Origin of the sequence: Streptomyces sp. WMMC500 (assembly GCF_027497195.1) — a bacterium.
In the GTDB taxonomy this organism is placed as follows: domain Bacteria; phylum Actinomycetota; class Actinomycetes; order Streptomycetales; family Streptomycetaceae; genus Streptomyces.
Map to the genome: position 1 here is coordinate 2,687,698 of NZ_CP114905.1, position 14,449 is coordinate 2,702,146.

The window sequence follows — 14,449 nt, forward strand, 5'->3', positions numbered from 1 at the left end:
CTTCCGGGCGAGATGACGGACCTGTTGGGCCAAAAGGTGCTCAACTACGCGCGCCGGCCCGGCCAGTGGGCCCCGGGGGTGTGATGTCCGTCATCTGAGACGTGACGCGCATCTCTTAGCCCTCCGCGGGCGGGCCGGGAGCGCTAGTGTCCGCTTCGGAGCACGTGAACGAGCCGCATAGCGAGGGAACCACCGTGGAATCCGCCGGAAAGCTCGCCGTCGTCGGAGCCGGACTCATGGGGTCCGGTATCGCCCAGGTCGCCGCCGGAGCCGGCTGGGACGTCGTGCTGCGCGACCTCACCGACGAGGCGCTGACGCGCGGGACGGACGGCATCAAGGGCTCGTACGAGAAGTTCGTGGCCAAGGGCAGGCTGGACGCGGCCACCGCCGAGCAGGCGATCGCCCGGATCACCACCACCACCGACCTCGATGCCGCCGCCGACGCGGACATCGTCGTCGAGGCGGTCTTCGAACGGCTCGACGTCAAGCAGGACATCTTCCGCACGCTCGACGGCCTGGTCCGCGACGACGCCGTGCTCGCCTCCAACACCTCCGCGATCCCGCTCACCAAGATCGCGGCGGTCACCGCCCGCCCCGAGCGCGTCGTCGGCACGCACTTCTTCTCGCCGGTGCCCATGATGGGCCTCTGCGAGCTGGTACGGGGCCTGAAGACGAGCGACGACACCCTTGCCCGGGCCCGGGCCTTCGCCGAATCCACCGGCAAGACCTGCATCGTCGCCAACCGCGACGTGGCCGGCTTCGTGACGACGCGGCTGATCACCGCGCTCGTCGTCGAGGCCGTCAAGCTGTACGAGTCGGGTGTCGCCACCGCCGAGGACATCGACGTCGCCTGCCGGCTCGGCTTCGGCCACGCCATGGGGCCGCTGGCCACCGCCGACCTGACCGGCGTCGACATCCTGCTGCACGCCGCCGAGAACATCTACACCGAGACCCAGGACGAGAAGTTCGCGCCGCCGGAGCTGATGCGCCGCATGGTCGACGCGGGCGACATCGGCCGCAAGAGCGGCCGCGGCTTCTACGAGCACTGACCCCGGGCCGCCGTTCGCCCCGGCCGCCGGTCGGCCGCGGGCGGGTGCGGCGTCCCCCGAAGGGGTGAAATCGGTACGGACAAGCCGTACAGAGGGCAACCCGGCACCGTCCGGAACAGTCAGTTCACCAGAGGAACCGGTACGGACTCGGGACCACGGACAACGAGAACCCGCAGACGGGGAGCGCACATGTTTGAGGCGGAGGGCCGCGAGAGCGCCCCGCCCTACCACCCGGCCCGCCATCACGCGGGCCCCGCGCGCCGGACTGCCCGCCGCCGGGTGCCGGACGGCGCGGGCCCGGACGCGCCCGCGTACATCAAAGGGGACCACGCCGAGTTGACCGTCGGGGGCCGCCTCGACGTGCGCAGCGCGGCCGACGCCCGGGTCGCCCTGCACCGGGCGGTCGACGAGGGCCGCGGCGACCTGATCCTCGACCTCACCGGGCTGGACTCCTGGGACGCCACCGGGCTCGGTGTCATCATGGGAGCACACCGCAGGGCGGGACGGGCCGATCGCCGGCTCGTGCTGCGCGGGGTGCCGCCGCAGATGCAGCGGCTGCTGGTGGCCACCAGGCTCCACCGCATCCTCACGATTCAGTGAACGACACGATTCAGTGAACAAACGGGTTCGTCGGGACGTCCCCCCTCGGAGATCACCCGGCGGAGGTCATAGGGTTTCCGGGCCGGGGAGCGGCACGGCGTAGGACAGCGGGCAGGGGGCTTCGCGATGGACCCGAACACGGGCCATGGACACGACGACACACCCGAGGGCATATCTCCGCCCCCGGGTGCGTACCCCGGCGAGCCTGCCGGCACGCACCCCGACCCCGGGGACCCGGGGGCCGCGTACCCGGAGCACGACAGGCCCGGGGGCGGGTACGGCGACGGGGGTGCGGGGGCGTCGCCCGGCGACGAGCCGGTGCGCCCGTACGCGGCCCAGGAGGGCGCCGGCGCGTTCCCGGGGGACGAGGACCCGTACGGGACCGGCGCGTTCCCCGGTGAGGAGCCCGTACGCCCGTACGCCGACGAGGCCCTGCGCCCGTACGGCGACGGCGACGCCGGCCCCGAGGAGACCGCCGAGTCGGCCCCCGGCGCCTTCCCCGGGCCGCTCCCGGGCGCCGGTGCCGGCGCGGGCACCGGCGGCAAGGGCGGCGGGCGCGGCCTGGCCCCCGCCGGCGGTGCGCGGCCCGGCCCGGCGCGCACGGCCCGCGTCATCGCCGGCGAGTACCGGCTCACCGTCAACCCCGTCGACGGCACCCACGCCGAGCTGTGCCCGCCCGCGGAACGCCCCGGCCCGCCGCGCCGGATGACCGCCGAGGAGCGCGCCGAGCACCGGAGGCCGCCCTCGCCGCCGCCCGGGCCCGCGGCCCCGCAACTGCCGCTGCTGGAGCGCGACGAGATCCGCGAGCGGCTGGTGCGCCTGCTCTCCCGCGGCCGTTCCGTCCGCCTGACCGGCCCCTCCGGCTCCGGCCGCACCGCCCTGCTGGAGGCCGTCGCCGCCGACTGCGCCGAGCTGGCCCCGGACGGCGTCATCCGGCTGAACGGCCGGTCCCGCACCCCCACCGACCTGCGGTACGACCTGTGCGCCGCCGTCTACGAGCTGACCGGCCGGCGCCCGGACCCCGGGCAACTGGCCGAGCTGCTGCCGCAGATCGGCGCGGTCGTGGTGCTCGACGACGCCGAGTTCGGCGGCGGCGCGCTCGAAGAGCTGCTGGACGAGACCCCCGAGTGCGCGTACCTGATCGCCGTCACCCCCGACGTGGCCGGGCCGACGCCCGCTTCGTACCTCGAAGAGGTCTCCCTGCCCGGCCTCGGCCGCGCCGCCTGCATGCAACTCCTGGAGCGGGCCGCGCGGCTGCCGCTCGGCGACGAGGAACGCACCTGGGCGGCGGACCTGTGGTTCGAGTCGGAGGGGCTGCCGCTGCGGTTCGTCCAGGCCGGCGCGCTGCTGCGGCTCGCCGAGCCCGGCTCGGGGGCGCCGCTGCCGACGCTGGCCGAGAGCGCCGCGCCGGCCGCGCTGCTGGCGTCCCAACTCAGCGAGGCGGCCCGTACCGCGCTGCGCTTCGCCGTGGCGCTCGGCGGCGTCTTCCCGCACCACGCGCAGTTGCCCGCGCTCGCCGGCGAGGCGCTGGCCGACACCGCGCTCGCCGAACTCGCCGGCTGCGGGCTGGTCTCCGGCGGCCTCGGCCGCTACCGGCTGGCCGCCGGCGTCTCCGCCCAGTTGCGGGCAGCCGGCTACGACCTGCCGGCCGACGGCGGCCAGGACCCGGCGCTCACCGCCGCGCAGCACTACGCCTGGTGGTCGGCGCACCGTTCGGTGACCCCGGAGACCGTCGCGGACGACGCGGACGCCATCCTCGCCGCGCTCGGCGGCCTCGTCACCGACCCGGAGGGCGCCACCGCCAGCACCGCGGTGCTGCTCGCGCGCGCCGCCGCGCCCGCGTTCGCCGCGGCGCTGCGGTGGAGCGCGTGGGAGCGCGCGCTGCGGTACGGGCAGGAGGCGGCCCGGAAGTCGGGCGAGGTCGCGGCCGAGGCGTACTTCCACCACGAGCTGGGCGTGCTGGCGCTGTGCACGGGCAACACGGCCCGGGCGCGCGCCGAGTTGGAGGCCGCGCTCGCGCTGCGCGGGGCGATCACCGACCGCGGCGGCGAGATCGCCAGCCGGCGCGCGCTCGCGCTGGTCACCCACGGCCGCGGCAGCGAGGCGGTGACGACGGCCCTGCCGGCCGTGCCGGCCGGCGGCGCTCCGGGCGTACCGGAGGCGGCCGCGGTCTTCGACGAGCCGGGCGAGGGCCCGGAGCGGCCCACCGTGCTCATCACCCCGCCGTCGCGCGGCGCGGAGACGACCGTGACGCCCACGGTCCGCGGGCCCGGCGCCGAGGCGGCGTCGGCGTCCAAGCGCAACCTGATCGCCGCGGGCGCCGGGGCGCTGCTCGTCGCGGTGCTCGGCACGGTGGTCACGCTGGGCATGGCCGGCGGCGACGACCCGCCCGACCGGGTCGAGGTCGAGCGGTCGGCCGCGGCGGACGACGACGCGCTGCCCACCGAGGAGCCGTCGTCCAACAGCCCGTCGTCGGAGTCGGCCTCGCCCTCGGCGGAGTCCTCGTCTCCGGAGCCCTCGTCGCCGTTGACGGACGCCGCAGAGGAGACGAGCAGCGCACCGCCGCAGAGCCCGTCGAGCAGTTCCCCGGGCACGCCCTCGGACAGCGGCTCGTCGTCGGACGGGGGGTCGTCGGACGGCGACCCGTCGAACGGCGGCGGCACGGACAACGGCGGCGGCAACAACGGCGGAACCACGGACAACGGGGGCACGACCGACAACGGCGGCACCACCGACAACGGCGGCACCACCGACGACGGCGGCACGACGGACGACGGCGGCACGACGACCGACGACGGCGGCACCACCGACAACGGCGGCACCACGGACGACGGCGGCACCACCGACAACGGCGGCACCACCGACGACGGCGGCACGACGGACGGCGGCACGACACCGCAGGGCGGCACGACGACGGGCACCGAGTCGGCAGCCTCCGGCGAGGCCGACGGCTCCCCGTCCGTCGAGGCGCCCTGAGCGGCAGACGGCACCGGCTCGCGACACGCAGCGGTACGTCAGCCGGGGCGCGGGCGCAGGGCGTGACCGGGGCCGCAGCCGCCGCGTTCCGGCCTCCGCGGTGGGCCCGGCGCAACTGACGCGGGCCGTCAGAGCGTCCATGGAGACGGCGGGCTCACCACGGCCGACACCACGTGAGGGGCGCCGACCGGACGGCGTGGAGCGAAGGAGGCGTGCCTGACGTGTCGTGGAGACGGGTGATCACGTATGCGGGAGCGGCGGTGGCGGCCGCGCTTCTTGCGGTGCGGGTGAAAGGAGTGCTGAGCAACCCCTTCGCGCCGGCGGAGCCCTTCGGGCAGGCAGAGAAGGAACTGGACAAGCGGGATCGGGCGCTGCGCGAAGAGCACCCCGACACCGCGGCGCTTCGGCACCGGGCCCACTACCTGAGCGAGATCGGGGACCTGGCCGGCGCCGTGGAAATCTCCGAGCAGTTGCTCGCCGAGCGGGTGCGGGCGCTGGGCGAAGACCACCCCCAGGTCCTCACCACTCGGCACAACCTGGCCAACCTGCGCGGCAGGGCGGGGGACGCGGCCGGTGCCGCCGAGGCGTTCGAACGGCTGGCGCTTGACATGGAGCGAGTGCACGGACCCGACTACATCTACACCGTCGAGTCCCGGCGCGCCGCCGTCCGCTGGCGGGAGGAAGCGGAAGGCGGCAGCCAGGGCACCGAGTGACGACAGCGGCGCCTCCACGTGGCCGGCGCGCCCCGGTACCTGCGTCCCCGTACCGCGGACGCAGGGCGTGCGGGCGCTGGAAGACGCCAAGATCGCATCGATTCCGGTGCCGGCAAGGCGGAAGGGGGCGCGGTAGAAGATCCCGCACGGCAGCCGAGCGGTAACGGGGCCGCCCGTACGAAAGGCGCTGCGCGCCGCACCGGCGTCAGAACAGCTTCAGCTTGCCGTCGTCCGTCCCCCGCAGCGCGTCGTAGTCCAGCACCGCGCAGTCGATCCCCCGGTCCCCCGCCAGCACCCGCGCCTGCGGCTTGATCTCCTGCGCCGCGAACACCCCCCGCACCGGCGCCAGCAGCGGGTCCCGGTTCAACAGCTCCAGATAACGGGTAAGCTGCTCCACCCCGTCGATCTCGCCGCGCCGTTTGATCTCCACCGCGACGGTCGTCCCCTTCTCGTCCCGGCCCAGGATGTCCACGGGGCCGATCGCCGTGGGGTACTCGCGCCGGATGAGGGTCCAGCCCTCGCCCAGCGCCTCCATGCGGTCGGCGAGGAGTTCCTGCAGGTGGGCCTCCACCCCGTCCTTGACCAGGCCGGGATCGACGCCCAGTTCGTGCGACGTGTCGTGCAGCAGCTCCTCGATCGTAATGATCAGTTTTTCGCCTGCCTTGTTCTCGACCGTCCACACGGCGACACCGTCCTGCTCACCTTCTTTCAGGGTGCATGGCGGTGACATCCAGTTGAGGGGCTTGTACGCACGGTCGTCCGCATGGACGGAGACGCTGCCGTCGGCTTTGACCAGGATCAGCCGGGGCGCGGAGGCGAGGTGGGCGGTGAGCCGCCCGGCGTAGTCGACGGAGCAGCGGGCGATGACGAGGCGCATGGCGCACCACGCTACTCGACTCCCGGCGCACCCTTCGATCTGACCCCTGATGCACCTTTCGGCAATGGCCAGTTGTGTACGCGTTCTTGTGGTGGAGCCGCACCCTCCGCCCTACGGTGGAAGCAGGCGGTCGTCACATGGGCACCGAGAGTGGTGATCGCCCTTCCCTGTCCGTTCAGGCCCCGCCCGAACCCCGCGGGGCTGCGAGAGGAGAATCCATGTCGCTGGACGTCCCACCTGCCCTGCTCGATCAAGCCGAGCGGGGCGACGTCGACGAAAGGGAGTTCGTCGACTGCGTCCGGACCTCGCTTCCCTACGCCTGGGACATGATCAGTTCCCTGGTGGCTCAACTGAAGGTCGACGGCGGCGCTTTCGCCGACAACCGGGTCCCGCCCCCGGACGAGCACGCGCGCGGCCAGCTCCTGCGCGCGCTTGCCAGCAACGCGATACGGGGGGCTCTGGAACGCCACTTCGGCGTCCGGCTGGCGTTCCAGAACTGTCATCGCGTGGCGGTCTTCCCCCTGGAAGGCACGGCAGAGGAGCCGCTGGCCCGCTTCACCTCGGTGCGGGCGCAGTTGCTCAACCAGTCACCGGAGCTGCGTGACTGCTGACGGGCCCCAGGTCCCCCACGCTGCCGCTCCCCACGCCGTCCGCTCGCGCCGCCCCATCCGGTCAGCGAGCGAGGAGCGGCAGCACCTCCGAACCGATACGCCACAGGTTCCGCTCGGTCGCACACAACTCCCCCGAGCCCTCGACGAGCAGCGCGAAGCGCGTGATGCCGGTACGTTCCGCGGTCGCCGCCAGCCGGTCGGCGCACAGCCGCGGCGGGCCCACCGGGTGCAGCGCGCACAGCAGTTCCGTGTACGCCTCCGGATCGCGCATCGGACGCCGTCTGCCGTCCACCGTCTCCATCGCCCCCACGCCGCTGCGGAACGCCCCCGGCAGGGCCGTGCGCAGCAGCTTCGCCGCGTCCTCCGAGGTGTCGTCGACCTGGGCCACGCCGGCCGACACGTGCGCCGCCGCGTCGATCGCCTCCGGGCTCATCCCGGCCTCCCGCGCGGCGCGCCGCCACAGCCGTACCATGTCCGCCTTCTCCTCGTCGCCGGAGTGCATCCCGAGCAGCATCGGCAGCCCGCGCCCGGCGGCGATCCGGACGGTGGCGGGCGAGGTGCAGGCGACCAGCACCGGCACGTCGGCGCCGCCGTGCAGCGCCTCGGCCGGCCGGGGCACGACGGCGACCTCGCGGAACGCGTAGCGCTCGCCGCCGGCGCCGACCCGCGGTTCGCGCAGCCAGCGCAGCAGCAGGTCCAGCGACTCGGGGAAGTCCGTCTCGTACGCCGCGAGGCCGGTGCCGAAGACCTCCAGGTCCACCCACGGCCCACCGCGCCCCACGCCGAGGACGAAGCGCCCCTGCGCGGCGTGGTGGAGGAGCGCGGCCTGCTCGCCGAGGGCGACGGGGTGCTGCGTGGGCAGCACGCTGACGGCGGTGCCGACGTTGATGCGGCGGGTGCGGCCGAGGAGCAGCGCGGCGAGGGTGACGGCCGAGGGGCAGGTGCCGTACGGGATGAAGTGGTGCTCGGCGAGCCAGACGGAGTCGAGTCCGGCCTCCTCCGCCGCGACCCCCGTCCGCACGGCGCGGTGCAGGGCGTCGCCCTGCCCCTGGCCGGGGAACTGGGCGCCGAGCACGAACGAGCCGATGTGCATCATGCCCCCTGTGTACCGATGGTGCTGTCGCGCGAGGGGTGCCAACGGCCCGTCACCTGGGGCGACAGGGCTCTACCCCGGAGTCGTCTTCATTGTTGGCGACGGGCGGGTGAATCGTCATTCTTTGTGCCCGGGGCTGGACTTCGCGCCCCGTACCCTGGTAGGGACCCCGTCACGACGATCTTCCCGAGGTGCCGCCGTGTCCCCCCGCCGGAACAAGCCGCGCTCCCGCGGCGCCGCCCGCCCCGCCGCGGACGACGACCTCACCGGCCGCTTGGGCGTGCCCGACGCCGTGGAGTACGGGGGCGAGGAGTTCCTCGTCCGCCGGGTCGCGGGGTCCGCGGCCGACAAGAGCTACCGCTGCCCGGGCTGCGACCAGGAGATCCGCCCCGGCACGCCGCACGTGGTGGCGTGGCCGGAGCACCGCGGGGCGGACCTGCGCCGGCACTGGCACACGGCCTGCTGGAACGCGCGGGACCGGCGCGGCACCCGGCCGCAGCGCTCGCGGAACGCCCCGCGGCACTGACGCCCGGCCGCGCAACCCCGCTGTGGTCCAGACCTATTGACGATTGGTGCAGACCTATCTACGCTCCCCCATCACTGCGGTGAGCATGCCACCCTGACCCATCAGCTCACCGGGCGACGCAGGTCCCACCCCCAGTATCCGGACCTAGCTCGAGGAGCACGCCCTTGAGATCCCCCCACCTCACACGCACCAGGAAGAGCATCATCGGCGTCCTGCTGACGCTGGCGCTCGCGATCCCCCTGACGGTGCTGACCACGCTGGCACCGTCGAAGAGCGCCGGCGCCGCCACCACCACCGCCGGCCCCGAGGCCGCCGGGGTGAAGCTCGGCTACTTCACCGAGTGGGGCGTCTACGACCGCAACTTCCACGTGAAGAACCTGGACACCTCAGGCTCCGCGGGGAAGATCACCCACATCAACTACGGCTTCGGGAACGTCACCGGAGGCCGGTGCACCCTCGGCGACTCGTACGCCGCGATCGAGAAGGCGTACACCGCCGACCAGAGCGTCGACGGCGTCGCCGACACCTGGGACCAGCCGCTGCGCGGCAACTTCAACCAACTGCTCAAGCTCAAGAAGAAGCACCCGCACATCAAGATCCTCTGGTCGTTCGGCGGCTGGACCTGGTCCGGCGGCTTCGGCCAGGCCATGCAGAACCCCGCCGCCTTCGCCCAGTCCTGCTACGACCTGGTCAACGACCCCCGCTGGCAGGGCCTGTTCGACGGCATCGACCTCGACTGGGAGTACCCCAACGCCTGCGGCGCCACCTGCGACACCAGCGGCCCCGCCGTCATGAAGAACATGATGCAGGCGTTCCGTGCCAAGTTCGGCAACCAGTTGGTGACGGCGGCCGTGACCGCCGACGCCTCGGACGGCGGGAAGATCGACGCCGCCGACTACGCCGGCGCAGCGCAGTACGTCGACTGGTACAACGTCATGACGTACGACTTCTTCGGCGCCTGGGCCCCGCAGGGCCCCACCGCCCCGCACTCCCCGCTCCAGGCGTACGACGGCATCCCGCAGGAGGGCTTCAACTCCGACGCGGCCATCCAGAAGTACAAGGCCGCCGGCGTCCCGGCCAACAAGCTGCTGCTCGGCGTCGGCTTCTACGGCCGCGGCTGGACCGGGGTGAGCCAGGCGGCGCCCGGCGGCACGGCCACCGGACCGGCGCCCGGCAGGTGGGAGGACGGGATCGAGGACTACAAGGTGATCAAGGACAGGTGCCCGGTCACCGGGACCATCGCGGGCACGGCGTACGCCCACTGCGGCAACCAGTGGTGGAGCTACGACACCCCGTCCACCATCACCGGGAAGATGACCTACGCCAAGAACCAGAAACTCGGCGGCGCCTTCTTCTGGGAGTTCAGCGGTGACACGCCGAACGGCGAGCTGACGTCCGCGGTCAGCAGCGGCCTCGGGTAGTCCGGCCGCACGTACGGAAGCCCGGGTCGGTGGCGTCGCCCCCACCGACCCGGGCTTCTTCACTTGGTCCAGACCTATTGACCGCATTGGTATGTACCAATAGCCTCCCTGGCGAATGAGTGTCATGGCATGCACGCATCTGGCTCGTGTACGACGGGCGGCCGTACGCGCGGACGGCCGCCCGCACCACCGGAACGGCACTCGACGAGGGAGACACACTTGAGATCCCCCACCGGCAGACGCCTGCTGAGACGCGTCACGGCCATCGCGGCCGCCGTGGCCATCCCGCTCGCCGCCATGGTCGGACTCGCCGGCCCCGCCCAGGCGGCCGGCGCGACCGCCACGTACCAGAAGGCCTCGGACTGGGGCACCGGCTTCGAGGGCAGGTGGACGGTGAAGAACACCGGCACCGCCCCGATCTCCTCCTGGTCCATTTCCTGGGACTTCCCCGCGGGCACCAGCGTCACCTCCTCCTGGGACGCGACCGTCACCAACAGCGGCACCCGCTGGACCGCGACGAACAAGTCGTACAACGGCAACCTCGCCCCCGGCGCCAGCCTCACCTTCGGCTTCAACGGCTCCGGCAGCGGCGGCGGCACCGTCACCAACTGCACCCTGAACGGCGACTCCTGCGACGGCGGCGGCGTCCCCGGCGACAACCCGCCCTCGGCTCCCGGCACGCCCAGCGCCGGGACCGTCACGGACACCTCCGTCGCGCTGAGCTGGACCGCCGCCACCGACGACAAGGGAATCAAGAACTACGACGTGTACCGCGGCACCACCAAGGTCGCCACGGTCACCGGCACCGGCTACACCGACACCGGCCTGACCGCCGGCACGCCGTACACCTACAGCGTCCGCGCCCGCGACACCGCCGACCAGGTCGGCCCGTCCAGCGCCTCGCGGACCGTCACCACCACGGGCGGCGGCGGCCCCGGCGACAAGATCAAGCTGGGGTACTTCACCGAGTGGGGCGTCTACGACCGCAACTACCACGCGAAGAACCTCGACACCTCCGGCTCGGCCCAGAAGCTGACCCACATCAACTACGCCTTCGGCAACGTCTCCGGCGGCCGGTGCACCATGGGTGACTCCTACGCCGCGATCGACAAGGCGTACACCGCCGCCCAGAGCGTCGACGGTGTGGCCGACACCTGGGACCAGCCGCTGCGCGGCAACTTCAACCAACTGCTCAAGCTGAAGAAGAAGCACCCGCACATCAAGATCCTCTGGTCGTTCGGCGGCTGGACCTGGTCCGGCGGCTTCGGCCAGGCCATGCAGAACCCGGCCGCCTTCGCCCAGTCGTGCTACGACCTCGTGTACGACCCGCGCTGGCAGGGCCTGTTCGACGGCATCGACCTCGACTGGGAGTACCCCAACGCCTGCGGCGCCACCTGCGACACCAGCGGCCCCGCCGTCATGAAGAACATGATGCAGGCGTTCCGCGCGAAGTTCGGCGACAAGCTCGTCACCGCCGCCATCACGGCGGACGGCTCCTCCGGCGGGAAGATCGACAAGGCCGACTACGCGGGAGCGGCACAGTACGCCGACTGGTACAACGTCATGACGTACGACTTCTTCGGCGCCTGGGACGTCCAGGGGCCCACCGCCCCGCACTCGCCGCTGACCGCGTACGACGGCATCCCGATCGCCGCGTTCCACTCGGACGCCGCGATCCAGAAGCTCAAGGGCATCGGCATCCCGTCCAGCAAGCTGCTGCTCGGCGTCGGCTTCTACGGCCGCGGCTGGACCGGGGTGAGCCAGGCGGCGCCCGGCGGCACGGCCACCGGACCGGCGCCCGGCAGGTGGGAGGACGGGATCGAGGACTACAAGGTGATCAAGGACAGGTGCCCGGTCACCGGGACCATCGCGGGCACGGCGTACGCCCACTGCGGCAACCAGTGGTGGAGCTACGACACCCCGTCCACCATCACCGGGAAGATGACCTACGCCAAGAACCAGAAACTCGGCGGCGCGTTCATCTGGGAGATGAGCGGTGACACCGCCAACGGCGAGCTGATGACCGCGGTCCACAACGGTCTCGGCTGACCCTCACAGACGGGCCTGAGCCCGGGGTATCCGGCGTGCGCTCGCCTCCCCGCCCCGGGTTCAGGCCCTTTCCCGTCTCCCACGGACTCCCACGGACGAGTGGCCGTGCGCGCTACGCCACGTTGACGCGCTGTCCCGGAGGCGCCGCCTCCAGCCACGCGAGAAAGCCGGTGAGCGCGTCCTCGCTCATCGCCAGCTCGATCCGGTCCTCGTCGTGCCGGCAGGCCAGCACGACGGCGTCGGAGAGCAGGGCGAGTTCCTCCTCGCCCGCGGGGGCCCGGCGCTCCAGCACCTCGATGCCGTCCCGCCGCAGCACGCGGCGCGGCCTCGGCGCGTACGAGAAGACGCGGAACCACTCGATGACGTCACCGCTGTAGCGGGCGACGCCGTACGCCCAGCCCTTCCCGGGCCGGTCGGCGCGGGCGGACCAGCGCAGACTGCAGTCGAAGGTGCCGCCGGCCCGCTGGATCAGCCGGCGGCGCAGTCCGAAGAGGAAGAGGCCGAGCAGCAGCAGGGCGACCACCGCCCCGGCCAGCAGCAAAGCGAGGAACATCTCCACAGACCTCCTCGCCGCTCCTCTCGCGTGGCCTCAGCGACCCGCCACGGCCAGGAGCCGCACTTCCGCGCGTCGCTCCGCTCCCGCGTCCGCGTCCGCCTTGGCCCGCTCCAGGGCGCGCTCGGCGCGTTCCACGTCGATCTCGTCGGAGAGCTCGGCGATCTCGGCGAGCAGCGAGAGCTTGTTGTCCGCGAAGGAGATGAAGCCGCCGTGCACGGCCGCCACGACCGTGCCGTCGCCGCTGCCGCCCGCCGTGCGGATCGTCACCGGGCCGGACTCCAGCACGGTGAGCAGCGGCTGGTGTCCGGGCATGATGCCGATGTCACCGGACGGGGTGCGCGCGATGACGCGGGTGGCCTCGCCGGACCAGACGTTCCGGTCCGCGGCGACCAACTCGACGTGCAGCTCGGCCACGATGGCTCCTCAACTGGGGTTTAGCAGAGAATAACTGGTTTGCGGGCCGGGGGCGGGGCGAACCCCGCCCCCGATTGGCTCGGAGCCAACGAAAACCGCGGGCGATTCCGTCAGGAGACGCCCAGCTCCTTCGCCTTGGCCTTGAGGTCCTCCAGGCCACCACACATGAAGAACGCCTGCTCGGGGAAGTGGTCGTACTCGCCGTCGGCGATCGCGTTGAACGCGGTGATCGACTCGTCCAGTGGCACGTCCGATCCGTCGAGACCGGTGAACTGCTTCGCCGCGTGGGTGTTCTGCGACAGGAAGCGCTCGATCCGGCGGGCGCGGGAGACGGTGAGCTTGTCCTCCTCGGAGAGCTCGTCCATGCCCAGAATGGCGATGATGTCCTGCAGGTCCTTGTACTTCTGCAGGATCGCCTTCACGCGGGTGGCGCACTCGTAGTGATCCTGCGTGATGTAGCGCGGGTCAAGCACCCGGGAGGTGGAGGCCAGCGGGTCCACCGCGGGGTAGATGCCCTTTTCCGAGATCGGACGGGAGAGCTCCGTCGTCGCGTCCAGGTGGGCGAAGGTGGTCGCCGGGGCCGGGTCCGTGTAGTCGTCCGCGGGCACGTAGATCGCCTGCATCGAGGTGATCGAGTGACCACGGGTGGAGGTGATGCGCTCCTGCAGCAGACCCATCTCGTCGGCCAGGTTCGGCTGGTAGCCCACCGCGGAGGGCATGCGGCCCAGCAGGGTGGAGACCTCGGAGCCGGCCTGCGTGAAGCGGAAGATGTTGTCGATGAAGAACAGCACGTCCTGCTTCTGCACGTCGCGGAAGTACTCCGCCATCGTGAGGCCGGCCAGGGCGACGCGCAGCCGGGTGCCCGGCGGCTCGTCCATCTGCCCGAAGACCAGCGCGGTCTGCGGCAGCACGCCGGACTCGGCCATCTCCGCGATGAGGTCGTTGCCCTCACGGGTGCGCTCGCCGACGCCGGCGAACACCGAGACGCCCTCGTGCAGCTTGGCCACACGCATGATCATCTCTTGGATGAGCACCGTCTTGCCCACGCCCGCGCCGCCGAACAGGCCGATCTTGCCGCCCTTGACGTACGGGGTGAGCAGGTCGACGACCTTCAGACCGGTCTCGAACATCTCGGTCTTGGCCTCGAGCTGGTCGAAGTCCGGGGCCTTGCGGTGGATCGGCCAGCGCTCCGCGATCTCCGACTCGTCGACCTCGTCGTTGAGGATCTCGCCCAGGGTGTTGAACACGCGGCCCTTGGTGACGTCGCCGACGGGGACGGTCAGGCCCTCGCCGGTGTCGGTCACCGGGGCCTGGCGGACCAGGCCGTCGGTGGGCTGCATGGAGATGGCGCGGACCAGGCCCTCACCGAGGTGCTGCGCGACCTCCAGGGTCAGCACCTTGGTGACACCCGCGTTGGCGGGGTCGGCGACCTCGACGGTCAGCGCGTTGTAGATGTCGGGCATCGCGTCGACGGGGAACTCCACGTCGACGACCGGGCCGATGACCCGCGCGACGCGGCCGGTAGCCGTGCCGGTCGCGGGGGCAGTCGTAGCAGTGGTCATGG

13 protein-coding genes are annotated in these 14,449 nt (G+C 72.4%); 8 read left to right on the forward strand and 5 right to left on the reverse strand.

All coding sequences use genetic code 11. The features are described 5' to 3' along the window. The first annotated feature begins 194 nt into the window (after positions 1-194). The 4 genes from O7599_RS10935 (at position 195) to O7599_RS10950 (ending at position 5,338) form a co-directional block, all read left to right on the forward strand. Positions 195-1,049 carry a 3-hydroxyacyl-CoA dehydrogenase family protein gene (locus O7599_RS10935; RefSeq protein WP_281621946.1) on the forward strand — a complete coding sequence of 285 codons (855 nt, stop codon included), beginning with the start codon at positions 195-197 and terminating at the stop codon, positions 1,047-1,049. A gap of 279 nt (positions 1,050-1,328) precedes the next feature. After that, the gene (locus O7599_RS10940) at positions 1,329-1,649 is read left to right on the forward strand and encodes an STAS domain-containing protein (protein ID WP_281623342.1); all 321 of its coding nucleotides are present in this window, start codon (positions 1,329-1,331) and stop codon (positions 1,647-1,649) included. Positions 1,650-1,775: 126 nt separating this feature from the next. After that, positions 1,776-4,625: an ATP-binding protein gene (locus O7599_RS10945; RefSeq protein WP_281621947.1), complete on the forward strand. Its 2,850-nt coding sequence runs from the start codon at positions 1,776-1,778 to the stop codon at positions 4,623-4,625. Between the two features lie 221 nt (positions 4,626-4,846). Continuing rightward, complete coding sequence (locus O7599_RS10950; protein ID WP_281621948.1) at positions 4,847-5,338, forward strand: tetratricopeptide repeat protein; 492 nt, start codon at positions 4,847-4,849, stop codon at positions 5,336-5,338. A gap of 205 nt (positions 5,339-5,543) precedes the next feature. On the opposite strand, the gene nucS is transcribed toward O7599_RS10950, so the two are convergent. Then, positions 5,544-6,215, reverse strand: a complete 672-nt coding sequence (gene nucS, locus O7599_RS10955; protein ID WP_281621949.1) for an endonuclease NucS — start codon at positions 6,213-6,215, stop codon at positions 5,544-5,546. A 218-nt stretch (positions 6,216-6,433) separates the two neighbouring features. On the opposite strand from nucS, the gene O7599_RS10960 reads away from it, so the two are divergent. Further along, a complete protein-coding gene (locus O7599_RS10960) occupies positions 6,434-6,826 on the forward strand; it encodes an SCO5389 family protein (protein WP_281621950.1) in 393 nt (130 codons plus the stop codon). 61 nt (positions 6,827-6,887) lie between these two features. On the opposite strand, the gene O7599_RS10965 is transcribed toward O7599_RS10960, so the two are convergent. Continuing rightward, entirely contained in the window at positions 6,888-7,919 is a 1,032-nt protein-coding gene (locus O7599_RS10965; protein WP_281623343.1) for an LLM class flavin-dependent oxidoreductase, read from the reverse strand. Positions 7,920-8,118: 199 nt separating this feature from the next. On the opposite strand from O7599_RS10965, the gene O7599_RS10970 reads away from it, so the two are divergent. The 3 genes from O7599_RS10970 to O7599_RS10980 all read left to right on the forward strand — a co-directional run bounded on the left by O7599_RS10970 (position 8,119) and on the right by O7599_RS10980 (position 11,915). Next, the gene (locus O7599_RS10970; RefSeq protein ID WP_281621951.1) at positions 8,119-8,445 is read left to right on the forward strand and encodes an ATP/GTP-binding protein; all 327 of its coding nucleotides are present in this window, start codon (positions 8,119-8,121) and stop codon (positions 8,443-8,445) included. A gap of 164 nt (positions 8,446-8,609) precedes the next feature. After that, positions 8,610-9,866 carry a glycoside hydrolase family 18 protein gene (locus tag O7599_RS10975; protein ID WP_281621952.1) on the forward strand — a complete coding sequence of 419 codons (1,257 nt, stop codon included), beginning with the start codon at positions 8,610-8,612 and terminating at the stop codon, positions 9,864-9,866. A gap of 297 nt (positions 9,867-10,163) precedes the next feature. Further along, complete coding sequence (locus tag O7599_RS10980) at positions 10,164-11,915, forward strand: glycoside hydrolase family 18 chitinase (protein ID WP_281623344.1); 1,752 nt, start codon at positions 10,164-10,166, stop codon at positions 11,913-11,915. 112 nt (positions 11,916-12,027) lie between these two features. Here O7599_RS10980 and O7599_RS10985 read toward each other — a convergent pair whose 3' ends face one another. The 3 genes from O7599_RS10985 to atpD all read right to left on the reverse strand — a co-directional run bounded on the left by O7599_RS10985 (position 12,028) and on the right by atpD (position 14,447). After that, positions 12,028-12,468, reverse strand: a complete 441-nt coding sequence (locus O7599_RS10985) for a DUF2550 domain-containing protein (RefSeq protein ID WP_018842171.1) — start codon at positions 12,466-12,468, stop codon at positions 12,028-12,030. 36 nt (positions 12,469-12,504) lie between these two features. Continuing rightward, positions 12,505-12,888: a F0F1 ATP synthase subunit epsilon gene (locus O7599_RS10990; RefSeq protein WP_281623345.1), complete on the reverse strand. Its 384-nt coding sequence runs from the start codon at positions 12,886-12,888 to the stop codon at positions 12,505-12,507. Positions 12,889-12,995: 107 nt separating this feature from the next. Beyond that, positions 12,996-14,447 carry a F0F1 ATP synthase subunit beta gene (gene atpD, locus O7599_RS10995; protein ID WP_281621953.1) on the reverse strand — a complete coding sequence of 484 codons (1,452 nt, stop codon included), beginning with the start codon at positions 14,445-14,447 and terminating at the stop codon, positions 12,996-12,998. Positions 14,448-14,449 lie beyond the last annotated feature (2 nt).

Coding starts and splice junctions, on each gene's coding strand:
- O7599_RS10945 (WP_281621947.1), top strand. CDS start 1,776: ATGGACCCGAACACGGGCCATGGACACGACGACACACCCGAGGGCATA.
- nucS (WP_281621949.1), bottom strand. CDS start 6,215: ATGCGCCTCGTCATCGCCCGCTGCTCCGTCGACTACGCCGGGCGGCTC.
- O7599_RS10960 (WP_281621950.1), top strand. CDS start 6,434: ATGTCGCTGGACGTCCCACCTGCCCTGCTCGATCAAGCCGAGCGGGGC.
- O7599_RS10965 (WP_281623343.1), bottom strand. CDS start 7,919: ATGCACATCGGCTCGTTCGTGCTCGGCGCCCAGTTCCCCGGCCAGGGG.
- O7599_RS10980 (WP_281623344.1), top strand. CDS start 10,164: ATGGTCGGACTCGCCGGCCCCGCCCAGGCGGCCGGCGCGACCGCCACG.
- O7599_RS10985 (WP_018842171.1), bottom strand. CDS start 12,468: ATGTTCCTCGCTTTGCTGCTGGCCGGGGCGGTGGTCGCCCTGCTGCTG.
- atpD (WP_281621953.1), bottom strand. CDS start 14,447: ATGACCACTGCTACGACTGCCCCCGCGACCGGCACGGCTACCGGCCGC.